Consider the following 22,668-nt stretch of genomic DNA (forward strand, 5'->3'; position numbering starts at 1 on the left):
TTTAAGGTGAAATTTCTTTGCCTCTTATGAGTACGAATCTGTTAGAATAGTTAAAAATTAGCTATGTTCAACATTCGCAGCAGTTAGGAGATCTTATGCCGTTTACGTTCGCTCATCCTGTCATCACGATGCCTTGGTGGAAGAAGAAATCGCTGCCGGTATCAGCCCTAATAATCGGCTGCATGGCACCGGATTTTGAATATTTCATCCGATTTCGGGCGTCTGGCTTATGGAGCCACGAGGGTCCTGGCATCTTGCTGTTCAACCTTCCCATGATCTTGCTCCTGTACGTTATTTTCGAGACGGTGGTACGACCCGTTCTATTCGTATATTTACCTTCATGGTTTCCATACCGATGGGATCGGACAGGGAAGGTGCCGGCCACTTTTAAAGGTTGGCTTGTCGTAATGATCTTGGGATTAGTGGGCGTTGGCACACATCTATTATGGGATCAGTTTACGCATAAAGGTGCCTGGATCGTGAATCAGATTCCTTTTCTTACCCATTGGATACATATCGATTCCGTACAAATTCCGGTATATAAATTATGTCAGCACGGCAGCAGTCTGATCGGGCTGGTCCTGATCGTATGGTGGATCCATCGCCATTTGTATGTAGCACCAGCGCAAAGAGAACATTCAAATTCGGTTCTACCATTTTGGTGCGTATTTATAGTGATCTATATTCTGGTTATGCTCATGGCCATGCTGACGGTTGTTGATGGTGAAGGGATGACGTTTGTATTACAGCTTGTCGTTCCGGCTATCAGCAGCTTCATGCTGGCCCTGCTTGTAACATGTCTTGCCTTTTGGCGGGCTGCAAGGGTCAAGTTGCAAAGCTAGTAATTAGAATCGGAATCGACAGGAGGAGCGTTATGGTAACCGTTGAGCAATTCACGCATAGGGGAATCCATTTCTTAAACGAAGATGCACTTGTCATAAACGAACAAGCCTCATTGTATGGCGTGTTAGATGGAGTTTCATCCATCGTTCCATACCTCAGCGACAAGAAGGAAACCGGAGGTTACATCGCTGCCCAAACCGTGAAGAAGTACTTCGAATCACTGGACCGGGTTGTACAGCTTACGGATCATGTTGCGGAAGCGAACCAAAAGCTAAGAGAACTTATGCTGCAAGCCAATATTAACATGAAGAATAAAGAGGGCCTCTGGGGCACTGCCCTTGCTCTTGTTCGAATTCAAGAGGACCGTATGGAATTTATTCAGACAGGCGACTGCATGATTCTTGCCGTCTACCAAGATGGGGAGGTTCGCCCGTTAACCTGGAGACAAGTCGCTCATTTGGAATCTCCGGCCATCGCAAAATGGGAGGAGGGCGTGATTAAGGGATTAACCAATCAAAAAGACCTCCACGGGACGGTTATTGATATCATCAGGGCGAATCGCTTTCAGAGTAATACGAATGGAGGCTATGGCGTATTGAACGGAGAAGCCCAAGCTGCCCATTTTCTCGAATACGGAAAGATCAACAAGTCACGCTTAAAACACGTGATCTTGTTAACGGATGGTTTATTCTGGCCTGAACGCGATGTCCCGAGTGATCGATCCTATTGGAGTTATATGGCGCAGTGTATACTCGAAAAGGGGCTTGAGCAGTATGCACATGAATTACTTGAGGTCGAAGAGGCTGACCCTGAGTGCTTAACTTATGCAAGATTCAAAAAATCCGATGATAAAACAGGCATGGTGATTCACTTTAACAACTCCTAAATGGTCAATCGACAAAGCTTTATGACTTAACAGAACCCGTGTATATCGCGGGTTCTTTCTTTACTTCTGAGTGACTAGGCACCCTCACAATATGAGAAATCTTCCACCAAAACACTGACACATTGTCGTCAGTGTTTCGCTCTTATAATGAAGAAAAAATTGAGAGCGAGGTAATCCGATGGCTAACAATCATCAAGATACCATGTACCAAGATTCCGAAATCTTCATCCGCCCCTTTCACATCGACATTCCTCAACAAGACATTGACGATCTGCGAGCACGTATAGCTCATACCCGGTGGCCTTCCCAGTTACCTGGCGGTGATTGGAGTCGGGGAATTCCTGTTTCGTATCTTAAAGAGCTGGTGGAATATTGGCAGAATGAATATGACTGGCGTGAGTATGAGCAAAAACTTAATGCATTTCCGCAATTTATAACGGACATTGAGGGTCAGCAGATCCACTTTCTTCATGTACGATCTCCCGAGCCACATGCCTTACCGTTGATCATGACCCATAGTTGGCCGAATTCCATCGTTGAATTCATGAACATCATTGGACCACTAACCAATCCACGAGCCTATGGTGGAGATCCAAGCATGGCTTTTCATATCGTGGCACCTTCGCTTCCAGGATTCGCCTTTTCCACTTTTCCGGAGCCGGCAGATGAGACACCGTGGAGCATCAAGCGCGTAGCCAGTGTGTGGGCTGAGCTGATGCACAGACTCGGTTATGAAGCTTATGGAGCACATGGCAACGATGCAGGCGCATTAGTTTCCCCCGAGCTGGCTATCCTTGATGCTGAGCATATGATTGGTGTTCATATTACAGGAGGGCTGGGTATCCCCATGGGAGATCCGAGTGAACTGGAAGGGTGCAGCGAGGAGGAAATGGCCGAAATTACTCATCTAGCCGAGCTGTTTGAAGGTGGGAGCGGTTATGCACCGTATCTGTCCAACCGACCGCAAACACTCAGTTATGGGCTGCTTGACTCGCCGGTGGCAGGACTTGCTTTCCTTGTTGAGCGGTTTAAAGAATTTGACGGATGGCCTAAAAACACGGAAGAGATTCCTCAAGAACCGATCCATAAAGATCTGCTGCTCACTAACGCAAGCGTTTATTGGTTAACGCAGACATTTGCTTCCTCGGCCTGGACCTATTATGAAGGAGCAGCTGGGATGCCAACCAATCAGATGAGAGTCCCGACAGGGGTTTCCCATGGGGGAGGTTCTGTATTCCGGCGTATTGCAGAAGCCAAAAACGACATTATCCACTGGTCGAATCGCGAAAGTGGCAGTCATATGGTTGCCATGGCAGACCCGGAATCACTTATTGAGGATATAAGAGCATTTTTTAGCAAGCTTACCCGATAGGACAAGAATCACGAATGCGATATAACCGTACTTTGCCTAACAACATTTTCATGTCGAATTCATATTTTATGGTAATGGCATGGAGTGGGAGGTATGTCGTATGGGCCAAGGAACGCAAAGAAAACGCAGACAACAAGCAGCTTCAAAAAAAGCTACGGTTAAGCAATTGGCGTTCATTGCAGCTATCTTAGTATTGATTGCCTCAGCTATAGGCCTTTACGTCGCATATGATGACTTGTTTGAGGATGACGATGTGGACGTTATCATCTAACCAAGATGTTATATACCAATATCAAAAATTCGCTTTATCATATATGCCATATGGAGCTTCCTCCAAATCAAAGGCAGCCGTTCTTGACTATAAGAACAGGCTGCCTTTATTATGGGTTCTTTAATTATAGAGTGTCAGGAGTCTGCTTCGTCTTTAGTCGTAGGTGTAATCGGACTATTATGATGAGGGAGCAGCTTCATGCCGGCGTGATCCAGATGGATTTCGACGTGAACTGTCTCCAGTGCGCTTGGATCGATCGCTTGAGCAGATGACTGATTGACTTTTTTCCAAAGCCGGGTGTTCCTCCTGAACAACACGTGCTCCAAGCTGAATAGGTCCGTTTTTGAAGCAGCTCCATTTTTAAACGTAGTCAAAATTTCCTCGCGTACCCCCTTAGCTGCCTGTAATTCAAAATCCGTTTTGTTCATATCATCGAGTGCTTCCACTACGTTTCCACTTAACTTGACGCTAACGCGGTATTTGGGCATGCCGTTGACAATGTTTATTTTCACGCTGATTTTAGGGTTGGATAATACCGCGACTCCTGCTAATTCACCGTTCTGATTGGTAATCGGGATGTGGGAACGCTTAGTATCGGCTTCCAGCCAGCGCAAACCGGTAAGCTTGTCATTGGTGAATAAGCCGTTGGATACCCCTTTGGATATAGCAAATACTCCGTTAATCTCTAACTTCGGATCTTCTTTTTGGTTACGGCTCCATGTCTTTGTATCGATCGTCAGATTTGGAAGCAAAACCGTCCAGCCTGGTTCTGTCATCAGTGCCATGAAATCGAAATATCGGATCGGTTCAATATAGGACCTCTGATTATATTCCTCAACAGGCTCATGGGCTAATGTATTTAAAGGGGAGAGGTTGAAAAATGCCGGGATATTCATCAATTGCTCGATCGAATCCTTTGTGCCGAATACCCAAGGCGTCATGCGAACCTCCTGGTAGCGACCGATGGTATCCAGTTTCGTTAGGACATTCGATTTCAACACGTTATCACTAATGATAATACAGGAAATATGACTCCAGATCGTACGTTCCTGCGTAGAGTCATAAATGTTATTGATGGCCAAGTCCAAGCTTTTTCCTTTTGTTTTGGACGTCCATATTTGTGAGGGCTTATCAGACTTTCCTGAATCAATTTTGGCTACGGAAGTGAAATCCATCATCTGGGTGTAAACGACAAAGTTTCCGCCTTCTTGATCGATTCCGATGGCAGTAATGTAATTGATGTCTTGAATCTCTTTAATGTCCCAGCAGCCGGTTAACAAATGGAGTAATACGATTAACCACATTAATTTTATGATTCTGACGCAGGTTGTCATTTCATTCAGGTTCCCTTTCTTCAGAGGAGTCATCTATCGTTTGAAGCATTTGCGGTCGTTTTTTGTTGAAAGCCCATGGTTTTTTTAAGAGGGAACTCATCAGATCTTTGAACGTTAATGGAGATAGGGGAGCTAAGTACGGAAGTCCGAAGGATTCGAGAACAGACAGGTATGCGACAAGCGTTAATATGCCAATGAAGAATCCGAGCATACCCAGCAAGGCAGACCAGATGAGCACATAGAGTCGAATAATGCTGACCGTCCCGCTAAGCGTCTGATTCACTAAAGTAAAAGTCGCGACCGCGGTTGTTGCAGAGACAACCAGCATGGTTGGTGACGTAAGACCAGCACGGATGGCAGCATCACCGATGATGAGACCGCCTAAAACCGCAATGGTTTGACCGACTGCTTTGGGCAGCCTGATGCCAGCCTCTCTGAAAAGCTCGAACATACCCAGCATCAATAAAATCTCCATGGGGGAGGAAAGCGGAAGCCCAAATCTGGAAACTGTGACGGTCGCAAGAAGTAGAAAGGGGAGCTGATCGATGTTATAGCTTGTGAGGGCAATCCATAATCCCGGTAGCATAATGGCGAGAAAGAGACCCAGCAGCCTGAGAAGCCGTTCAAAGATTACAAAGTAGTAGGGGAAGTAGGAATCTTCAGGCGTTTTTAATAATTCCATCAAATTGCATGGTGCAATTAATGCCATTGGCGAGCCATCCACAAGTATAACAAAACGTCCTCGAAGCAAACACTCCACTACAAAGTCCGGTCTGCCTATATAGTCCATCAGCGGAAACAGGGAGAGGGTGGAATCGGAAAGAGCCTCCTCCAGTTGGCCACTGGTAATGAGTGCATCGACATGGATGCCTTTTAATCGCTCTTTAGCCTCGTTGACGACTTCAGGGCGTATGATATCGGAAATATATAGAAGTGAAACCCGGGTCTGGCTGCGCTCTCCGATGATCATTTGTTCATTATGGAGTGTGGCCGTTCGCAGCCTTTTGCGGACGAGTGCCACGTTCGTGGTGATATCCTCCGTAAAAGCGTCTCTCGCCCCTTTGATGGCCACCTCGGTATTGGATTCATCAGGCTGTCTATTTGGGCGTGCGGCAATATTGATGGAATAACAGCATTTTTCTGTTGTAAAAAACAGGATCATGTGCCCTTCGAACAAAAGCTTTACAACGTCGGCATGCTGGTTAATTTCACTCCATTCCATCGATTTATCCAATTCTCTGGTCAGTGCTTCCCACTCATTGAAGTGCTCCAGCTTTTCTTCCAGATCCGGCAGTACATATTGGGTCATCAGCGTGGGATCAACCATACCTTCGCAGTAGAAGAGCAATGCAGGAAACGCACTAACCTTCTTTGCCGGAAAGGATTGGATGACAACGTCTGCGGAAGAGGCAAACATGGAACGCAGGGTGTTCTCATCCAATGTATCGAGAGCAGGCTTGCGGCGGTCAACTGCAAACTGAGCTTGTTTCGATTGTCGACGGAACATTCGATTTCGAGGTCTGTGATGTGTCATCGTCTACCCGCCCCTTTTGGTTTTAGGTTTAAATGTTACTAGGATCGCAATGAATAGCGTTAGCCCAGACAGGAAGCCAAGGAATGCAGCAGAGTATTTGCCGAGAACGAATAACTCGATTTGTCGATCGATTACCGGTATTAAAGAAAAGACAGTCAGTGCGGTACCCAACCCTAACAAATACCAAAGGCGTCGCCTGGATTTTTTAAATGAGATACCATCGGCCATAATAAGCAGGAAAAGAGAGATGCGGATTAATGTCCCTGATATCCATTGGTATAGAGCCAGAAAATCGACATGGGTTATATATTTCGTAATGGTGACCAGCATCCACTGTTCGTAGGCAGGGTAGCGGGATTCCATCGCGGGAACAGGACCGAATGTGGCGATCGCTCCCATCAATGGTCCCAGCGTGAGCCCGCCGAGAAGAACCGATAAAATAACAATCGAGAGGTAATTCATCTTTCGTTTCATATGATGCTGAAGAAAGATCAGCACAATCATCTCCATGAACCCGCCACCGGCTACGATCATGCTCTTGAGCATAGGAGTGTAACCTTCAACGAATAGCGGAGTTAACAATGAGTAGTCCTTATATTGAAGATTCGACACAGCTACAAAATGGCCCAGTACCCACACAACGGGGAGCAAAATGCCGGATATGATCGCTATCGAGCGAATCCCGTTATTGGCCACATATACGCATAGCAGAATAATGGTCAGCGAGACGACCGTTTTCGGCGTTTGCGGCAGGTAGGTAACCCGAATCCATGTCACCGTTTCTCTTAATATGACTACGGACATCCAAAAAAAGTAGAGTGACATGATGCATATAAATATCCAGCCGATGATCGGACCAAAACCATCTTTGAACCAGGCGAATATCGATTGTTGCTGCGTTCGTTTCATGATAAAAAACAAAATGTAGACCCAGCCAATATGCAGGATCATGGTCAACAGGGTGCCCATCCATGCGTCGCGGCCCGCGTACTGCAGAATAAGCGGAATCAGGATGACATGATTGGTGATACCCAAGGACAACAGCATGATGAAGTAGACCTCAATCAATGATATCTTTTTGCTAGTGGGCATTATACTAATCTCCATATGAGGGAATACATGCTAATCGATATAGTGAGTATTCACCATTTGCCGCATTTTATGTATCAGGGGAAGAGTTCGGTCTTCTGTCGAATGGATGTGGTTTTTGCGATTACCCAAGAAATAATCAGGAGAAATCATCTGGATGCAAGCTACAGAGTCTGCGGAAATCGTGGGGCTGTTGTGCGGATGGAGAGGAAATGTGCCGGTTAGGGAGGATGTATGGTGGAGATCATGGAGTCGCGAGTTTCTATTGGTTCATGAATTAGGAGGTTGATCGCATTTAATTAATGCTATTAATTAAATTAATTAACTACATTAAATGCATGCAGCGAATAGTGACCGTAAGATTAATTAATGGCATTAACTAACTATATTTAATGTCGTTAATTATCCTTCCTAAATCCCGTGACCACGGGGTGGGGAAGGATCTCCATTCCATCATCAAAAACATCGCAGATCCATGATAATCGGACCTGCGATGCCCTTAATACATCTGTCACTTGTTTAATCGAAAATCGTCATTTCTTGATTGGCAAGTTGTAGCTTTCGCGGATCAAAGAGAAATAATGATCGGCGCGAACGACTTTGAAATCTGCCCCGAGCTGTTCGGTCAGCGCCAGCGCATCGGACGGGGTCATGCTCCATGCGAGCATACCGAGCGAGACGAACAACGGTGATTTACCATCCCAATTTGCTTTGGCTTCATTGAGCACCTGCAATCCGTCTTGAACGGTGCTGATCCCCCGGATCGTAGACACGGGCAGGCTGTCGCCGATAATTTCAACCCCGTATTTGTCTTCATAACTAATAAATAAACCAGGTACGTTATATTCCTCCTCATAAGCTTTTGCTTTAAACGGTGATAACGGCACATTTTCGCTGTCGATTCGGTTCAGTACATAAGGGATTGTCATTCCTGTCTTTTTCATATACTTCTCGGTTTGCTGCAAAAACTCACGGAAGCTAGCGTCAGGCCATGGACTCGGATAGAAGTAACCGGCACCGGAAGGTCCGGCAATGAGCAAATCGTTCTCTGTTGCCGTGTTTAGATAGTAATTCAATATGGCAGGGGCACCTTCATAGAGCAATGGGCTTGAAGTCCAGTTTATCGGAACCTTGCCTCTGGCCGGGTCATCCCACATGACGCGCATGCGATGCTGGTTATATTGAAAGTTGTCGCCTTCCGTAAAGGTATAGGTCACATAAATTTTGTTCTCAAGGGCCGGCTGTGGAGGTGTTTTCGCCAGCTTGAACTTCGGCTTGGTTCCTGAGAACACGGTCAGATTGCTGAACCAATCGGCTGCCAGCACATAGACGCCGTAACGGGAGGCTATCTCGACCGAGCTGAACTCGCCTTCCACATCGTTGCTGAACCAGCCGAGGTATGGGGTGCCCGGCTCCACATCGGACATGATTTTCTCGAAAAGCGCTTTTTGCTCAGGTACATTGGAATCGAGCCAGAATACCATCGCTTTATTGGCAACGGCGTAATCTCTTAAATAGCCATAGGGCTCCTGCTGCTCTGCAGAAGGCGGACGGATATTCCCCGCCGAAACCTTGTACTGGTTCCACATATCAACTTCTGCGGTCAGTATCTCGGTTCCCGCAGGCGGAGTGAATTCATATACAAAATAACTGCCGTTATCGGCAAAGCGGTGACCGCCTTGGCCTTCACTGAACTTGGAGTTTTGCCGATCATAGAGATAAGACTCTTCTTCAGGCGTTCCTGCGATGAAGCTCGCTATCTCTTTGTCGTCAGCCTTGATCGTTATTTCATGTACCGCGGGTCCCCAGCCATCCTGGGTAAAAGCATCATCAAAGCGCAGATAAACGGATGCTTCTCCCAAGAGGGAGGAGAGGTCGAGGTTATAAGTATCACGGTTGCTCGCATCCCGCACCTGCTGCTTCTCTTCCGCAATCGTCACGAACGATTCAGGCATTCCGGAAGGAATACGAATCGCTGTATCCGGATCCAGCCCGATCAGCATCTGATGAGTTGTCTGCTCCCACAGATGCTCATATTGCCAGGTGTATGCTTCAAGTCGATTATCGAATTTACCGCGAAGATCGTCGAGGATCTTCAAGTCGAATGGAGCTTTAGACAATTTGTCGGCCAGCTCAGGGCTGGCAACGACCGCATTCTTCAAACCTGCGAGCGTGGTGGCGACATTAATCGTATCAGGAACTTCCGGATCATATACAATCATGCCTTTCGCCTCGCTGCGATATGCGGAGAACACGTCCCAATAGTCTTCATGAAGCGTGTAAGGAACATTGATATCGTTAAGCCAGGTCATTTTCCCTTCTTCCTGGGATTCAATCAAATAGATTCGGGGCTGTTCCCTGTTTACGATTCCCTGCAAGGTCCCTAACAACAATTTGATGTCACCTGGTGCATCATAAATATCTGCGACGTCCAGATGCTTAGGCTTCTTGAAACTTGGCAGTTCACGATGATTGGAGCTGTCAGTTTGCGCTGACTGTGGATTCGTTTCCGAAGCATAAGCTGCGCTGGTCGTTAATGAAAAAGCACATAGGATAGCTAAACAGAGAATCGTGAATCTACGAGCCATGGCGAATTCACTCCTTGTTATGATCTGTGGTCAGAAATCAAAGCGTGTGTTCATCCGCAAACATCGATCCTCCTTTTTCGGCCCAATAGCCGGTCAACACTCCGCTTATCAACACATATTTAATATATTCAAGTATGGTTTTACAAGTAGTTCGACAAAACTTCCTATAATTCTTGAAAATCAGGCAAATTAAACATAGGTGTATCAAGAGTTTGCCGTTATAGTCTGGTGATCGACTCATGCTTGTTTATTGCGCTTGTATGTGTAAGGATATATTATATATTTCAAATATCATGAATGAATTGGTGATGTGATTAGAATGAGTGCAAACGATCGAATTCCGTTGTATCAGCAAATCCAGGACTATATAAGGCACGTCATAACAACAGAAAATATGAAGCCTGGGGACCGCATTCCGACAGAGAAGGAGCTGATGGATCAGTTTCATGTCAGTAAAATAACGGTTGCCAATGCCCTAACCGGATTAGCGAATGAGAAATTAATTGCCCGGGTGCCGGGCAAAGGCAGTTTTGTAGCAGAGGAGGCCGATTTCTTAACTGCGGGCCAGTCATCAACTGCGAAGCTTAAGGGAAAAGAGGGGAAGCTGGCTACGGGCATCATAGGCGTGATCATGCCTACCATCCATGATTATTTCGCCATCAGGCTCATTGAGGGAATCCAAGCTGCGCTGAATGACGAAGGTTATCGCAGCATGATCATGCTGACCGACGGCAAGCTGGAAAAAGAAAAGGATGCCATCAAAGAGCTGAAGGTTCTCGGAGCCGAAGGCCTGCTGATTTTCCCGGTAGACGAAGAGAACTACAACGAGGAAATACTGGGTATGAAGCTATCCGGGTTTCCTTTTGTGCTGATTGACCGGTATTTGCCAGGGGTCGAGACGCATTATATTGCGGCTGATGGAAGGCGCGGTACGAGGCTCGCCGTTGAACATCTATGGGAGTTAGGACATCGGGACATCGCCATATGCTCGGATTCTCCCCTGCAAACCGTCACGGTTCAGGAGCGGATCGAAGGCTATATTGATGCATTAAAGGACAAGGGCGCATTAATCAATCCGGCGCATATGATTACGGATTTCAAACCGCTGAGTGTGCTCAAGGATGCCGAAGCTCATCCATTGTACCGATATATCCGAAATCGCATGGTTACCGCCTATATCTCGCTAAACGGGAGATTGGGCGTCCAAATCTATCAGATGGCCAAGCAAGCGGGACTTCGCGTGCCGGAAGACGTTTCGATCGTCAGCTTCGACGATCCGACTTCTATCGTGGAGGAATTCAGCATATTTACCCATGTCAAACAGTTTGAATGGGATATGGGATACCAGGCTGCCGGTAAACTGCTCGAAGTATTGCGCGGTCATGGAGAAGTGAAGAGCTACAGCAAATTGCTGATTGAGCCGGAGCTGGTCATTCGCCAAACGTCGGGTCATGTTCCACAAACGTAATACTTACGCTAAGGAAAAGCCTTTTCCGTTAACTAACGGAGAGGGCTTTTTTTATTTCTCACTAAAAAACATATTGAATATATTAATATTATATATTATATTCTAGAAAATGATGAATACCCAAGAAGCAAGAGTGCATCTAACCAGAGCAAGGAGGTTTAGAACGTGCCAAGAGACCGCAGAGAAGAACGAACCGGTTTTCAGGAATCGGCTCCGTATCATCCCGACTATGATCTTCAGACTGACTTTGTGATGGTCTACGGAATTGATGAAACGATGCCGGAGCGCATTCAGAATTGGAAGGATAAAGGATATATCGTCCATCTGATGACAGGAGTCGCATGGGGGACATACAACAACTACCTGGACGGAGAGGTTGACGGTTCATCACATTGGGATGAAGCACAGACCGATCGTCACGGAGAGATGATCCTGCATGGCAAACAACCGGTTATTCCTTATATGGTGCCAACGATTTCCTTTGGGCGCTATCTAGCGGATCGAATACGCATTGCGGTTGATGCGGGCGTAGAGGCCATTCATCTGGAGGAGCCCGAATTCTGGGTAAATGGCGGTTATTCGGAAGCATTTAAGCGGGAATGGCTGCTGTATTACAAAGAGCCATGGATTCCACCGCACGCTTCCCCTGACGCGCAATACCGGGCTTCCAAATTGAAAGCGTATTTATATACACGCGTGCTGGACCGGTTATGTGCAGAGATGAAGGATTACGCGCTGCATCGTTATGGCCGAGTCCTTCGCTTTTACGTTCCGACTCATTCCCTGATCAATTACACGCAGTGGCGAATTGTCAGCCCGCAATCCGGGCTCGTTGAGCTTCCGTCCATTGACGGGTACATTGCACAGATCTGGACGGGGACGTCCCGAACGCCGAATGTGTATGAAGGACTGCGCAAGGAACGGACGTTTGAAACCGCTTACCTTGAATATGGCGTGATGCAGGAGCTGGTCCGCGGAACCGACAGACGCATGTGGTTCTTGCATGATCCGATTGAAGATAACCCGAACCACACTTGGGCGGATTACAAACAGAACTACTTAAAGACCGTGGTCGCCTCACTGCTGCATCCCGGAGTGGCCCATTACGAAGTTTCACCCTGGCCGCGAAGAATCTTTAAGGGAATTTATCCATCTGAAGACGGCTCGGGTAAGGAGTCCATCCCGTCTGACTATGCAGCGACGCTGCTCCAGGTCATGCACACGCTGGGTAACATGGACCAGGAGGTGATCGAATCGGCAGAAGATGAGTTGCAGGTTGGCGTTCTTATTGCCGACTCCGCGATGTTTCAGCGGATGAAGCCGGATCCGGAAGCGCCCGATGCCGGTAAATACGACGGTACGGACCCTGAAGGATTTCAGGCGGAAGGGGACACCGAGCTTCTCGATTTTTCCCCTTTCTACGGTCTGTCACTGCCGCTGCTGAAACATGGAATCCCGGTTCGTCCGCTTCAGCTGGATAATGTAAGGCGGTATCCGGGTTATTTGGCTCCATACCGCGTGCTGGTTCTGAGCTATGAATTTATTAAACCGGAGTATCCGGACATTCATAATGCTCTTGCCCAGTGGGTGCAGGATGGCGGGGCGTTGATCTATGTTGGCGATGACAGCGATCCATATCACGGTATTCGTTCATGGTGGAACAATGACCGCAAGGATCAACCGTTTGGCTCGAAGTATAACTCGCCGCGGGAGCATCTGTTTGAGCAGCTTGGCCTGAAGGGGAAAGCGGAAGGCGTCCATCCGGTAGGAAAAGGCATCGTGTGCTGGTTGGATCAGCATCCGGCTGAACTCACCCTATCCAAAGCGGGGGCAGACCGGCTGCGGCAAGCCGTCCAATCCACGCTGGAAGCACATCATGGCGCAGAACGACCGTGGAATTCCAAACATTATTTCAAGCTCAAGAGAGGCCCTTATCTGATCGCTTCGGTTCTGGAGGAATCGATCTCCGCTGAGCCGTTGAATATCTCGGGCCCGATTGTGGACTTGTTCGATTCGAAGCTATCCGTTCTGGATCAGGTTACGTTAAGCCCCGGGAAACAGGTGCTGCTCTATGATGTTGAGGCCGGACGTCCTTCGGACGGCAAGGTGTCCGTCATTGCCGCTTCTTCCCGAATCGAGGATCTTGTCCAGACGGAATCAGGCTTCCGATTCATCGCGAGAGGGCCGTCCAATCTGCAGGCAAGCGCGAGATTGTATTGCCCAATGGAGCCGAAATCTGTACAGTACGTTATTCAGGATCAAGCCGTACCTGCTGAATGGGAGTGGGATCCGAAGTCGCAAACCGTGCTGCTGCAGTATGAACATGGCAGCGTGAACCATGCAGAGATCCAGGTGGATTGGACAGCAAGCGAGGTTCATACCTGAATCTGCAGCCGATTGACGCACTAGAGAGGAGCAAATCATCATGCCATACGAACCGATAAGGCCCGAACGGTTAAAACAAATGTTAAACCAGCTTCGGGAAGCGATATATGAGCCGGTTGCCGAGTTGGAAGTGAAGGCATGGGTTACGCCCGAGCCCGTATCGTTCATGGATCGAATGACGGGTGTGCCAATGACGCTTGTCCACGGAGAACGATGGGGCAACCTGTGGGATTGTGCCTGGTTCCGATTTACCGGCAGCCTACCGGAAAATAGCCGCAAGGAAGACCACGTCCTTTTACTGGACATTAACGGTGAGTTGTGTCTGGTCGACCAGGAAGGATCGCCGGTCCAGGGATTGACTACCGTGAATTCGGAATTCGATTTTTCATTAGGACTCCCCGGCAAGCGTGTTGTCCGGCTTCATGATATGTACATGAGCGGATATGACATTGAAGTATGGGCAGATGCAGGCAATAACGATCTCTTCGGCAAATACCAGGGAGGTACTTTGAAAGAAGCTGTCATCGCAGTCTGCCGGGAAGACATTCGTGGCCTCTATTACGATGTCGAAGTCCTCTTGGAAGCTGCCGAGCAGCTCCCTGCCGGAACCGCGCGTAAAGAGAGGATCTATCAGGCCCTCTATGACGTATCACTGAAGCTAACGGATTTCTCGCCGGAGCAGGTCAATCAAGCGAAGAAGCAATTGGGTAAACAATTAAGCTTGCAAGGAGGCGATCCGATCTTAACGATCAGCGCGGTGGGTCATGCGCATATCGATCTGGCCTGGTTGTGGCCCATCCGCGAAACGATCCGGAAAGGCGCCAGGACGTTCTCGACCGCGCTTCGCATGATGGAACGCTATCCGGAGTATGTATTCGGCGCAAGCCAGCCCCAGCTGTACGACTGGATGAAACAGCATTATCCCGCGTTATATGAACAGATCAAGGAGCGGGTACGCGAAGGCAGATGGGAACCGCAGGGGGCCATGTGGGTGGAGTCGGATACCAATGTGCCGGGCGGCGAATCTCTGGTGCGCCAGATCCTGTATGGCAAGCGGTATTTTCAGCAGGAATTCGGTTTGGAGATGAAATCGCTCTGGATGCCGGATGTTTTCGGTTACTCCGCTAGCCTGCCGCAGCTGCTCAAGAAGTCGGGCGTGGATTACATGATGACCCAGAAGCTTTCCTGGAGCGAATATAACCGGCACCCTCACCATTCCTTTCTATGGGAAGGGATTGACGGCTCCGCCGTATTAACGCATATGCCGCCTGAAGATACGTACAACAGCCCGGCAGCCCCGCGTTCCATCGCCAAAGCGGAGCGGGAATATTTAGATAAAAATGTATCCAGTCATGCCCTGATGCTCTTCGGCATCGGGGACGGCGGCGGCGGTCCTGGTGAAGAGCATTTGGAGCGGCTTGCACGCGAGAAGAACCTGCTTGGTCTATCCCCTGTCATTCAGGAGCCCTCGTGGAAGTTCTTTGAGCGATTGAACGAAGAACGCGATTCATTCCAGACGTGGCGCGGTGAGCTTTATCTGGAAAAGCATCAAGGCACCCTGACCAGTCAGGCGCGAAGCAAGCGGTACAACCGGAAGATGGAGAAAGCGCTGCGTGAGCTGGAGTTTGCTTCCGTGCTGGCAGCCCGGTTAGGCAGGACATACCCGTCCGAGACGCTGGAGACGATCTGGAAAGAAGTTCTGCTGTATCAATTCCACGACATTCTTCCGGGCTCTTCCATTAAGCGGGTGTATGATGAGTCGTTAGAACGTTATGAAGAGCTGCTATCAAACACGGAAGCTATGATTGCCGAGACCTATCGCTATCTGGCAGATCACATTTCACACGATGCCAAAGCTTCTCCCGGAACGGTCGTATTTAATTCGCTGCCTTGGGAACGCCGGGAGTGGCTGCGCGCGAAAGGAAGATGGCATCACGTTGTGGTTCCATCGATGGGCTACACCGTCATATCGAATGACGCCGATACCGGAGCTGAAGATGAAGTAGCCTCAGGCATTGAAATGCTTTTGGAAACACCGGAAGCGGAATTAGACGTTACAGTTTCCGAGCGAAGCCTGGAGAACGACAAACTGATCGTGAAGTTTGATCAAAACGGGGGCATTCTATCGATCCTGGATAAGGCGGAAGCTCGCGAAGTCATCCAGCAAGGCCACTCGGGTAACGATCTTCGCGTGTACCATGACGAGGGGGATGCATGGGATTTCCGTCATGACTATTCGGCGAATCCGGGCAAGCCGTTAAACCTCCTCGCGATACAAAAGCTGCGGGACGGCCCGCGAATCGGGCTGGTCTTCGAATACGCATATGGCGAATCTGCGCTGACGCAGACCGTTGTGCTGACGGAGGGCAGCCAGCGTATCGATTTCGAGACGTCCGTCGATTGGAGAGAGAACGGCAAGATGCTAAGAACCTCGTTCCCGGTCAATATACGTACGGATCAGGTTCATTGCGAGATCCAGTTCGGCAGCTTGAGCAGGCCGACCCACCGCAATACGATGTGGGATTTTGCGAAGGACGAGATTTGTGCCCATCAATGGATTGATTTATCGGAGCCGGATTATGGGGTCGCGCTGCTCAATGATTGCAAATACGGCCATCGGGCGATCCATAACGTGCTGGATCTGCATTTGCTTCGCAGCAGCTCTTATCCGGATCCGGATGCAGACCGTGCGGAGCACCGATTCACATATTCGTTATATCCGCATCAAGGGAACCATGTTCAAGCCGAAATCTATCGACGAGGCAATGAGCTGAATATCCCGCTTCGGGCGATATCCTTGCCTTCCGTGCCTGACCAAGCGACAGGAAAGCTTCCGTCTTCCCAAGCATTTCTGCGGCCGGATCATCCGAACATTATGGTGGAATCCGTCAAGAAAGCCGAGGATGGCGACGACATCGTGGTTCGTCTGTATGAAACATCGGGAACACATGCCAGCACGACACTTCATTGTGGATTTGAAGCGGCCGAAGCCTGGACTACGGATCTGATGGAAAACATCCTTGCAGCGCTGCCGCTTGGCGAAGCATCCAACAAAATTACGCTATCCTTTACGCCATTTGAAATCATTACGCTGCGTTTGAGATTACCGCTAGGATAACCCGGGGCGGCCCGTCCGCCCCACTGAAAGGAGAGGTGGGAATGTGAGCAAGTCACGATTAACCAACAACCGATTCATGAAACGAATCTGGCAGCACAAGCTCTTTTACTTGTTCATGCTGCCAGGCATCGTCTGGTTTTTTCTATTCTCTTACGTGCCCTTATACGGAATTCAAGTTGCTTTCCGGGACTATACCTTCGTTGGCGGCTTCACCGGGAGTCCCTGGGCAGGATTCAAGTACTTTGAACAATTCTTCAATTACTATCAGTCCGGTGACATCATTCGCAACACGGTCATCATCAGTCTTATGAAGCTGTTGATCGGATTTCCGATGCCGATCATTCTTGCGCTCCTATTGAATGAAGTTCGGAAGATGAAATTCAAGAAGACGATTCAAACGCTTTCTTATTTACCTTATTTCGTATCCTGGATCGTGGTTGTCACGCTGATGCAGCGTTTACTGACTCCATATGGCGGTCCGGTCAATGACTTGCTGGGATCGTTTGGGGTCGAATCGATCCAGTTCCTGAACAATCCTACCTGGTTCTATCAGATGATTGTTGGGTCCGATATCTGGAAGAACATCGGCTGGAATTCGATTATCTTCATGGCCGCCATTGCGGGTATCGATCAGCAGCTGTACGAAGCTGCCAAGATCGATGGCGCAGGACGCTTCAAGCAGATGTGGCATGTGACACTTCCTGGTATCCGCAATGTGGCCATCATCTTATTTATTCTCGCCGTGGGAAATCTGATGAGCGCCGGGTATGAACAGCTCCTTCTCTTGAATGGTCCTGCGACTGCCAGTATGGGCAGCGTGCTGGACGTGCACGCCATCAATTCCGGTATCCGGGAAGGGCGTCTCAGTTACGCCGCTGCGGTCGGCCTATTCCAAAGCATTATCGGGCTCATCCTGGTTCTGACCGTCAATCGCATCGCCCGTAAAGTCAGTGATGTATCCCTGTTCTAAGGAGGTGACGTAATGAAACGTAAATGGTCTTTTTTCTCGATGTTCAATTACACCGTTCTCGCCATCATCGGATTTTCGATGATCTATCCGTTTATTTACATTTTGGCGTATTCCCTTAACGACGGGAAGGATTCGATGATGGGGGCGATCTATTTTTTGCCCCGTAAATTCACGCTGGAGAACTACGCCCAGGTATTCGATAACGCCCGCATCTGGAAGGCGTACCAAATTACGCTCATGCGCACCGTGCTGGGTACATTCCTGCATGTCGTGCTGTGTACGCTCATGGCCTACGCGCTTTCCAAAAAGACATTGCCGGGCCGCTCCTTTTTCACCTTTTACATCTTTTTGCCGACGATTTTCAGTGCCGGGTTCATCCCGTTCTTCATCACGCTGCAAAAGCTGCATCTGATCAACAGCTTCTGGGTGTATGTGCTGCCGATGCTGTTCAATTTCATGCATATCGTCATCATCCGCACCTTCCTGCAAGGCATCCCCGAGGAGTTGGAGGAGTCTGCCCGCATTGACGGGTACGGCGATTTTCAAATCTTCGTGCGGATTATACTGCCGCTATCGGGCCCGGTGCTTGCCACTATCTCCTTGTTCATCGGGGTGGCCCATTGGAATGATTGGTTCTCGGGTGCTTACTATGTATCCAACAAAGATTTGATACCGGTGCAGACCCTCTTGCAAGAAATGCTGACGGAAGCTGAAGCACTGTCGAATTCGATGCAGCGAGCCGCGCAGCAGGGTGGACAGACGATTGGCGGAACCAGCGGTGCTGGCGCGACGCCGGAATCGCTCCGGATGGCCTTGCTTGTCATTACGGTCTTCCCGATCTTGTGCATTTATCCGTTCCTGCAGCGATATTTCGTAAAGGGGGTTATGATCGGTTCAGTTAAAGGTTAGGTCATCCTGACCCGGAATTTGTCCAAAGCTTTACCAAGATCATTGATATCCATATTCCAGGAGGCGATTGGTTTGAAGAGGATTTGGTCGAAAGGCGTATCCACATTGCTCGTGTCCATCATGGTTGGAGGTTTGCTGATCAGCTGCACGAATTCATCAGGGAACGGAGATAACGGAGAAGGGGCAGAAGGATACAAACTCAAAATACTACACAATTGGAATGGTTCCAACGGTTCTGATGCCATAACGCCCGTGGAGGAAGTCATTAAGGAGAAAACCGGTGTTACCCTCGAGTGGGAATATACAAAAGGCAGTGAGACGGAGAAGGTTAACCAGATCTTCGCCACGCAGGATTTGCCGGACATTTATACCGGGCCAGCCTGGGGCGGGGAATTGGATGGCATCATTAAGGCTGCCAAAGAGGGACAATTGGTGGATATATCGGACAAGCTGAAGGATTATCCAAACTTGTCCAAATCGATTGCGGAAGAAAATGTGCCGCCGGCATTATATGAGAAAGCGATAGACGCCTACGATGGCAAAAAATATTTGCTCCTGCAAAATCAGCCGGCCACGAACGAAGACGGCATGGATTGGCTTTATGGTTTCTATGTGCGCAAAGATATCGCCGAGAAAGTCGGCGTCGATCCGCAATCCGTTGTGACGAAGGAGGACTTCTACAACTTCCTCAAAAAAATCAAGGATGCCAATCTGCAGGAGAACGGCCAGCCGGTCTTTCCGCTGGGTGGTTTCAGTAACGGCTGGGCCGTTGGCATCGGCAACACCATGTTTTATTCCGGAGCGAGTTACGTCGACAAAGGCGACGGCACGGTTGAACATAACTTCTTCACCAAGGGCTATGAAGAATACACGCTGTTTTATCGAAAGCTCGTTGAAGAGGGGCTGATGGATCCTGAAGCCTTCACCCAGACAGACCCGATTGCCAAGGAAAAAATCAATCAAGGCCGCATCGCCATCCTGGCCGCGCACTATCCGGCCATCCTGGATGCTTCCAAGGAGTATGTCTCTTCGCATCCGGGCAGCGACTACATTCCTCTCGGCCCGTTGGAACGCGCTGACGTTGAGCCGGACAGGCCTGTCGATCTGGGGATTCAGGGAAATAACGTAACGGCGATCACGAAGAACTGCAAAGGCGCTTGCGTTGACGCTGCATTGAAGTTCCTGGATTTCATGGCTTCCGATGAAGGCTTTATGCTGGCCCGGTACGGGGTTCAGGGTGTTCATTGGGACATGAAGGACGGCAAGCCTGTTGCCAATCAGGAATGGTTTGACAAATTCAGCACGGACACCAACATGAAGCTGCGGAAGAACGAAGGCATCAGCATCGGTCTGGAATCGCTGACAGGGCTTGACCGCATCAATTCCGCTGCGGGAGGAGACATCTGGGCGGAACAAGAAAGGCTTGAAGCGATGAAGAACGCTCGCAAAATCCTCCGTCCGAACGGGATTCACGTAATTACTGCTTATAACCCGGGTGATGTTATCACGAAGGCGCCGGAATGGGAAATGCTGAAGCCATCGATGGATCGAATGGGAGATGCGTGGAAGGAAGCGGTATTTGCCAAATCGGATGAAGCGGCGATGAGCATTATCAATGAACTACGGGAACAGCTCCGCAAAACCGGATATGAGAAAGCGATACAGTTCACAAACGAAAATCTGAAGGGGAAAGACGTGGTAACCGTTCAGATGCCGAACTGATGACTTCCATCGTCAAGGGAGCCCGGTAAAACGAAAGGCTTCGCAGCACCTTGGCCATCAAGGGGGCGGAGCCTTTTGCTGCTCTCCATGGTTTTTGTTTCACCATCACAAGGATATAGAAGGCATTATCAAGAATAAACAAGACATGAAGGAGTTGATGTCAGATGACAACGAAATTCAGACCTCCATCCGTACCGCTGGTCACCGTAGATCCTTACTTCAGCGTATGGTCCGCTGCGGATCATCTCTACGATGATCATACCCGGCATTGGACGAACAAGATCCAAGGTATGGTCGGCCTTGCGATCATCGATGGCTTGCCCAGACGATTTATGGGGAAGGTAGCAGCAGCGGATTCAGCAGAGCATCCCGAGCTTGAAGTTCTTCAACAAACCGATTTGACGGTTGAGCCGGTAACTACCCGTTATACGTTCCAAGGGGAAGGCATTGAGCTTCAAGTTGAGTTCACCACGCCTTTATTACTGAATGATCTTGATCTGTTGTCCCGGCCCGTAACGTATGTGACAGTTCAGGTTCGTTCGATGGATGGGCGTGAACATGATGTCAAGCTCTACTTCGATGTTACAGGCGAATGGTGCGTAAATACACCGGATCAGCAAGTGACCTGGGAGCATCGCGTTATCGATGGACAATTGAATATGATGGCGATGGGTACTGTCGAACAGCCGATTCTTCAGCTTGCCGGAGATGATACCCGAATCGATTGGGGGTATATGGTGCTGGCGGTTCCCCGTACGGAACGTATCCAGACGGTGATTCATTCTGTGTCAAGCCGTGAGTTATATGTACGAACCGGTCAATTACCCCCGGAAGATGATCAGCAGAAGCCGCGGGCCGTATCCAATCATACCCCCGTTATGGCAGCCGAAATCGATCTGGGCCCAGTACGGGATGAATGGGTATCTGAGTATCTGATGCTTGCGTATGATGATATTCATGCCATCGAATATTTTAACCAGCCGCTGGATGCTTACTGGAAGCGAAACGGATTGACGTTCCATGCCATGTTGTTACTGGCAGTTGATCAATATGAAGACATCATGCAGCGTTGCGAGAGATTTAATTGCGAGCTGATGGCGGAGAGCCTTGCCGCAGGCGGTGAAAAATACCGGGATATCTTGGCTTTGACGTATCGACAGGCGGTAGCCGCGCATAAATTGGTTGCCGATGAAGCGGGACATGTGCTGTTTTTTTCCAAGGAGAATTTCAGCAACGGATGCATCGCTACGGTCGATGTCAGTTATCCGTCGATTCCATTGTTCCTGAGATACAATCCTGAACTGGTCAAGGGGATGATGCGCCCGATTTATAAGTATGCCATGAGCCCTGATTGGTCGTTCGATTTTGCGCCTCATGACGTGGGAACATACCCCAGAGCCAACGGGCAGGTGTATGGCGAGAACAAGCTGGAATACCAGATGCCGATCGAAGAATGCGGGAATATGCTCCTAATGGCTGCCGCGGTTTGCAAATATGAAGGGAATACGGATTTTGCCCGGGAGCACTGGGAACCTCTTACTTCTTGGGCGGGATATCTACTGCAGCATGGACTCGATCCGGATAATCAGCTGTGCACGGATGATTTTGCCGGACATTTGGCGCATAATGCGAATTTGTCCATTAAAGCGATCTTGGGCATTGCCGCGTATTCGTACATGTGCGACCTGCTGGGCTCACAGGAAGGGGCATCTTATCTTGCAGCCGCTCGGAATATGGCGAATGAGTGGATATCCATGGCCGATGCAGGTGATCATTATAAGCTTACGTTTGACAGCGCAAACGATACCTGGAGTTTGAAATACAATCTGGTGTGGGATCGCCTGCTGGAATTAAACCTGTTTCCAAAAGAAGTTGCTGCCCAAGAGCTGGACTATTATAAGTTGAAACAGAATCGTTACGGCCTTCCGCTGGATAGCCGCGATACGTATACAAAAGCGGATTGGCTGGTATGGTGTGCCTCCATGAGTGCCAAGCAATCCCAGTTTGAAGCCATGATTGCGCCCTTATGGGATTTCATGAATGAAACCTCTGCTCGCGTTCCGGTGACCGATTGGTTTGACACGCTTAGCGGCAAACAGATGAACTTCCAGAATCGCTCCGTTGTCGGTGGTTTTTTCATCCGGTTGCTTATGTCCCGGTCTGAATGAAATCTGTGATA

At 49.0% G+C, this 22,668-nt stretch carries 16 protein-coding genes; 12 read left to right on the top strand and 4 right to left on the bottom strand.

Annotated elements, in window-relative coordinates; all coding sequences use genetic code 11:
* Positions 1–95 precede the first annotated feature (95 nt).
* From MKY82_RS15540 to MKY82_RS15555, 4 genes are all read left to right on the top strand, one after another.
* Positions 96–842, top strand: coding sequence for a DUF4184 family protein (locus MKY82_RS15540; protein ID WP_339296520.1), 747 nt, complete (start codon positions 96–98; stop codon positions 840–842).
* 32 nt (positions 843–874) lie between these two features.
* Positions 875–1,729, top strand: coding sequence for a protein phosphatase 2C domain-containing protein (locus tag MKY82_RS15545; protein ID WP_339296521.1), 855 nt, complete (start codon positions 875–877; stop codon positions 1,727–1,729).
* A gap of 178 nt (positions 1,730–1,907) precedes the next feature.
* The gene (locus MKY82_RS15550; RefSeq protein WP_339296522.1) at positions 1,908–3,101 is read left to right on the top strand and encodes an epoxide hydrolase N-terminal domain-containing protein; all 1,194 of its coding nucleotides are present in this window, start codon (positions 1,908–1,910) and stop codon (positions 3,099–3,101) included.
* A gap of 100 nt (positions 3,102–3,201) precedes the next feature.
* The gene (locus MKY82_RS15555; protein ID WP_194542573.1) at positions 3,202–3,372 is read left to right on the top strand and encodes a hypothetical protein; all 171 of its coding nucleotides are present in this window, start codon (positions 3,202–3,204) and stop codon (positions 3,370–3,372) included.
* Positions 3,373–3,506: 134 nt separating this feature from the next.
* Here the strand turns inward: MKY82_RS15555 and MKY82_RS15560 are convergent, their stop codons facing one another.
* The 3 genes from MKY82_RS15560 to MKY82_RS15570 are packed head-to-tail and all read right to left on the bottom strand — an operon-like array spanning position 3,507 to position 7,332.
* Complete coding sequence (locus MKY82_RS15560) at positions 3,507–4,676, bottom strand: Ger(x)C family spore germination protein (RefSeq protein ID WP_339296523.1); 1,170 nt, start codon at positions 4,674–4,676, stop codon at positions 3,507–3,509.
* A 31-nt stretch (positions 4,677–4,707) separates the two neighbouring features.
* Positions 4,708–6,240, bottom strand: coding sequence for a spore germination protein (locus MKY82_RS15565; RefSeq protein WP_339296524.1), 1,533 nt, complete (start codon positions 6,238–6,240; stop codon positions 4,708–4,710).
* 3 nt (positions 6,241–6,243) lie between these two features.
* Positions 6,244–7,332 carry an endospore germination permease gene (locus MKY82_RS15570; protein ID WP_339296525.1) on the bottom strand — a complete coding sequence of 363 codons (1,089 nt, stop codon included), beginning with the start codon at positions 7,330–7,332 and terminating at the stop codon, positions 6,244–6,246.
* A 154-nt stretch (positions 7,333–7,486) separates the two neighbouring features.
* On the opposite strand from MKY82_RS15570, the gene MKY82_RS15575 reads away from it, so the two are divergent.
* Entirely contained in the window at positions 7,487–7,618 is a 132-nt protein-coding gene (locus MKY82_RS15575) for a hypothetical protein (protein ID WP_339296526.1), read from the top strand.
* A 244-nt stretch (positions 7,619–7,862) separates the two neighbouring features.
* Here MKY82_RS15575 and MKY82_RS15580 read toward each other — a convergent pair whose 3' ends face one another.
* Complete coding sequence (locus MKY82_RS15580; protein WP_339224003.1) at positions 7,863–9,917, bottom strand: GxGYxYP domain-containing protein; 2,055 nt, start codon at positions 9,915–9,917, stop codon at positions 7,863–7,865.
* Positions 9,918–10,236: 319 nt separating this feature from the next.
* On the opposite strand from MKY82_RS15580, the gene MKY82_RS15585 reads away from it, so the two are divergent.
* The 7 genes from MKY82_RS15585 (at position 10,237) to MKY82_RS15615 (ending at position 22,657) form a co-directional block, all read left to right on the top strand.
* Positions 10,237–11,385, top strand: a complete 1,149-nt coding sequence (locus tag MKY82_RS15585) for a GntR family transcriptional regulator (RefSeq protein WP_339296527.1) — start codon at positions 10,237–10,239, stop codon at positions 11,383–11,385.
* 165 nt (positions 11,386–11,550) lie between these two features.
* A complete protein-coding gene (locus MKY82_RS15590) occupies positions 11,551–13,770 on the top strand; it encodes a hypothetical protein (protein WP_339296528.1) in 2,220 nt (739 codons plus the stop codon).
* 40 nt (positions 13,771–13,810) lie between these two features.
* Entirely contained in the window at positions 13,811–16,888 is a 3,078-nt protein-coding gene (locus MKY82_RS15595; protein WP_339296529.1) for a glycoside hydrolase family 38 C-terminal domain-containing protein, read from the top strand.
* A 43-nt stretch (positions 16,889–16,931) separates the two neighbouring features.
* A complete protein-coding gene (locus MKY82_RS15600) occupies positions 16,932–17,858 on the top strand; it encodes an ABC transporter permease subunit (RefSeq protein ID WP_113059944.1) in 927 nt (308 codons plus the stop codon).
* 12 nt (positions 17,859–17,870) lie between these two features.
* Positions 17,871–18,767, top strand: coding sequence for a carbohydrate ABC transporter permease (locus tag MKY82_RS15605; protein WP_071220677.1), 897 nt, complete (start codon positions 17,871–17,873; stop codon positions 18,765–18,767).
* 72 nt (positions 18,768–18,839) lie between these two features.
* Entirely contained in the window at positions 18,840–20,489 is a 1,650-nt protein-coding gene (locus MKY82_RS15610; protein ID WP_339296530.1) for an extracellular solute-binding protein, read from the top strand.
* 164 nt (positions 20,490–20,653) lie between these two features.
* The gene (locus tag MKY82_RS15615) at positions 20,654–22,657 is read left to right on the top strand and encodes a DUF4965 domain-containing protein (protein ID WP_339296531.1); all 2,004 of its coding nucleotides are present in this window, start codon (positions 20,654–20,656) and stop codon (positions 22,655–22,657) included.
* The last annotated feature ends 11 nt before the right edge of the window (positions 22,658–22,668 follow it).

The organism is Paenibacillus sp. FSL W7-1279 (assembly GCF_037969845.1).
Classification (GTDB): Bacteria; Bacillota; Bacilli; order Paenibacillales; family Paenibacillaceae; genus Paenibacillus_AQ.

Coding starts and splice junctions, on each gene's coding strand:
- MKY82_RS15565 (WP_339296524.1), bottom strand. CDS start 6,240: ATGACACATCACAGACCTCGAAATCGAATGTTCCGTCGACAATCGAAA.
- MKY82_RS15615 (WP_339296531.1), top strand. CDS start 20,654: ATGACAACGAAATTCAGACCTCCATCCGTACCGCTGGTCACCGTAGAT.
- MKY82_RS15550 (WP_339296522.1), top strand. CDS start 1,908: ATGGCTAACAATCATCAAGATACCATGTACCAAGATTCCGAAATCTTC.
- MKY82_RS15580 (WP_339224003.1), bottom strand. CDS start 9,917: ATGGCTCGTAGATTCACGATTCTCTGTTTAGCTATCCTATGTGCTTTT.
- MKY82_RS15540 (WP_339296520.1), top strand. CDS start 96: ATGCCGTTTACGTTCGCTCATCCTGTCATCACGATGCCTTGGTGGAAG.
- MKY82_RS15575 (WP_339296526.1), top strand. CDS start 7,487: ATGCAAGCTACAGAGTCTGCGGAAATCGTGGGGCTGTTGTGCGGATGG.
- MKY82_RS15545 (WP_339296521.1), top strand. CDS start 875: ATGGTAACCGTTGAGCAATTCACGCATAGGGGAATCCATTTCTTAAAC.
- MKY82_RS15595 (WP_339296529.1), top strand. CDS start 13,811: ATGCCATACGAACCGATAAGGCCCGAACGGTTAAAACAAATGTTAAAC.
- MKY82_RS15605 (WP_071220677.1), top strand. CDS start 17,871: ATGAAACGTAAATGGTCTTTTTTCTCGATGTTCAATTACACCGTTCTC.
- MKY82_RS15570 (WP_339296525.1), bottom strand. CDS start 7,332: ATGCCCACTAGCAAAAAGATATCATTGATTGAGGTCTACTTCATCATG.
- MKY82_RS15560 (WP_339296523.1), bottom strand. CDS start 4,676: ATGTGGTTAATCGTATTACTCCATTTGTTAACCGGCTGCTGGGACATT.
- MKY82_RS15555 (WP_194542573.1), top strand. CDS start 3,202: ATGGGCCAAGGAACGCAAAGAAAACGCAGACAACAAGCAGCTTCAAAA.
- MKY82_RS15585 (WP_339296527.1), top strand. CDS start 10,237: ATGAGTGCAAACGATCGAATTCCGTTGTATCAGCAAATCCAGGACTAT.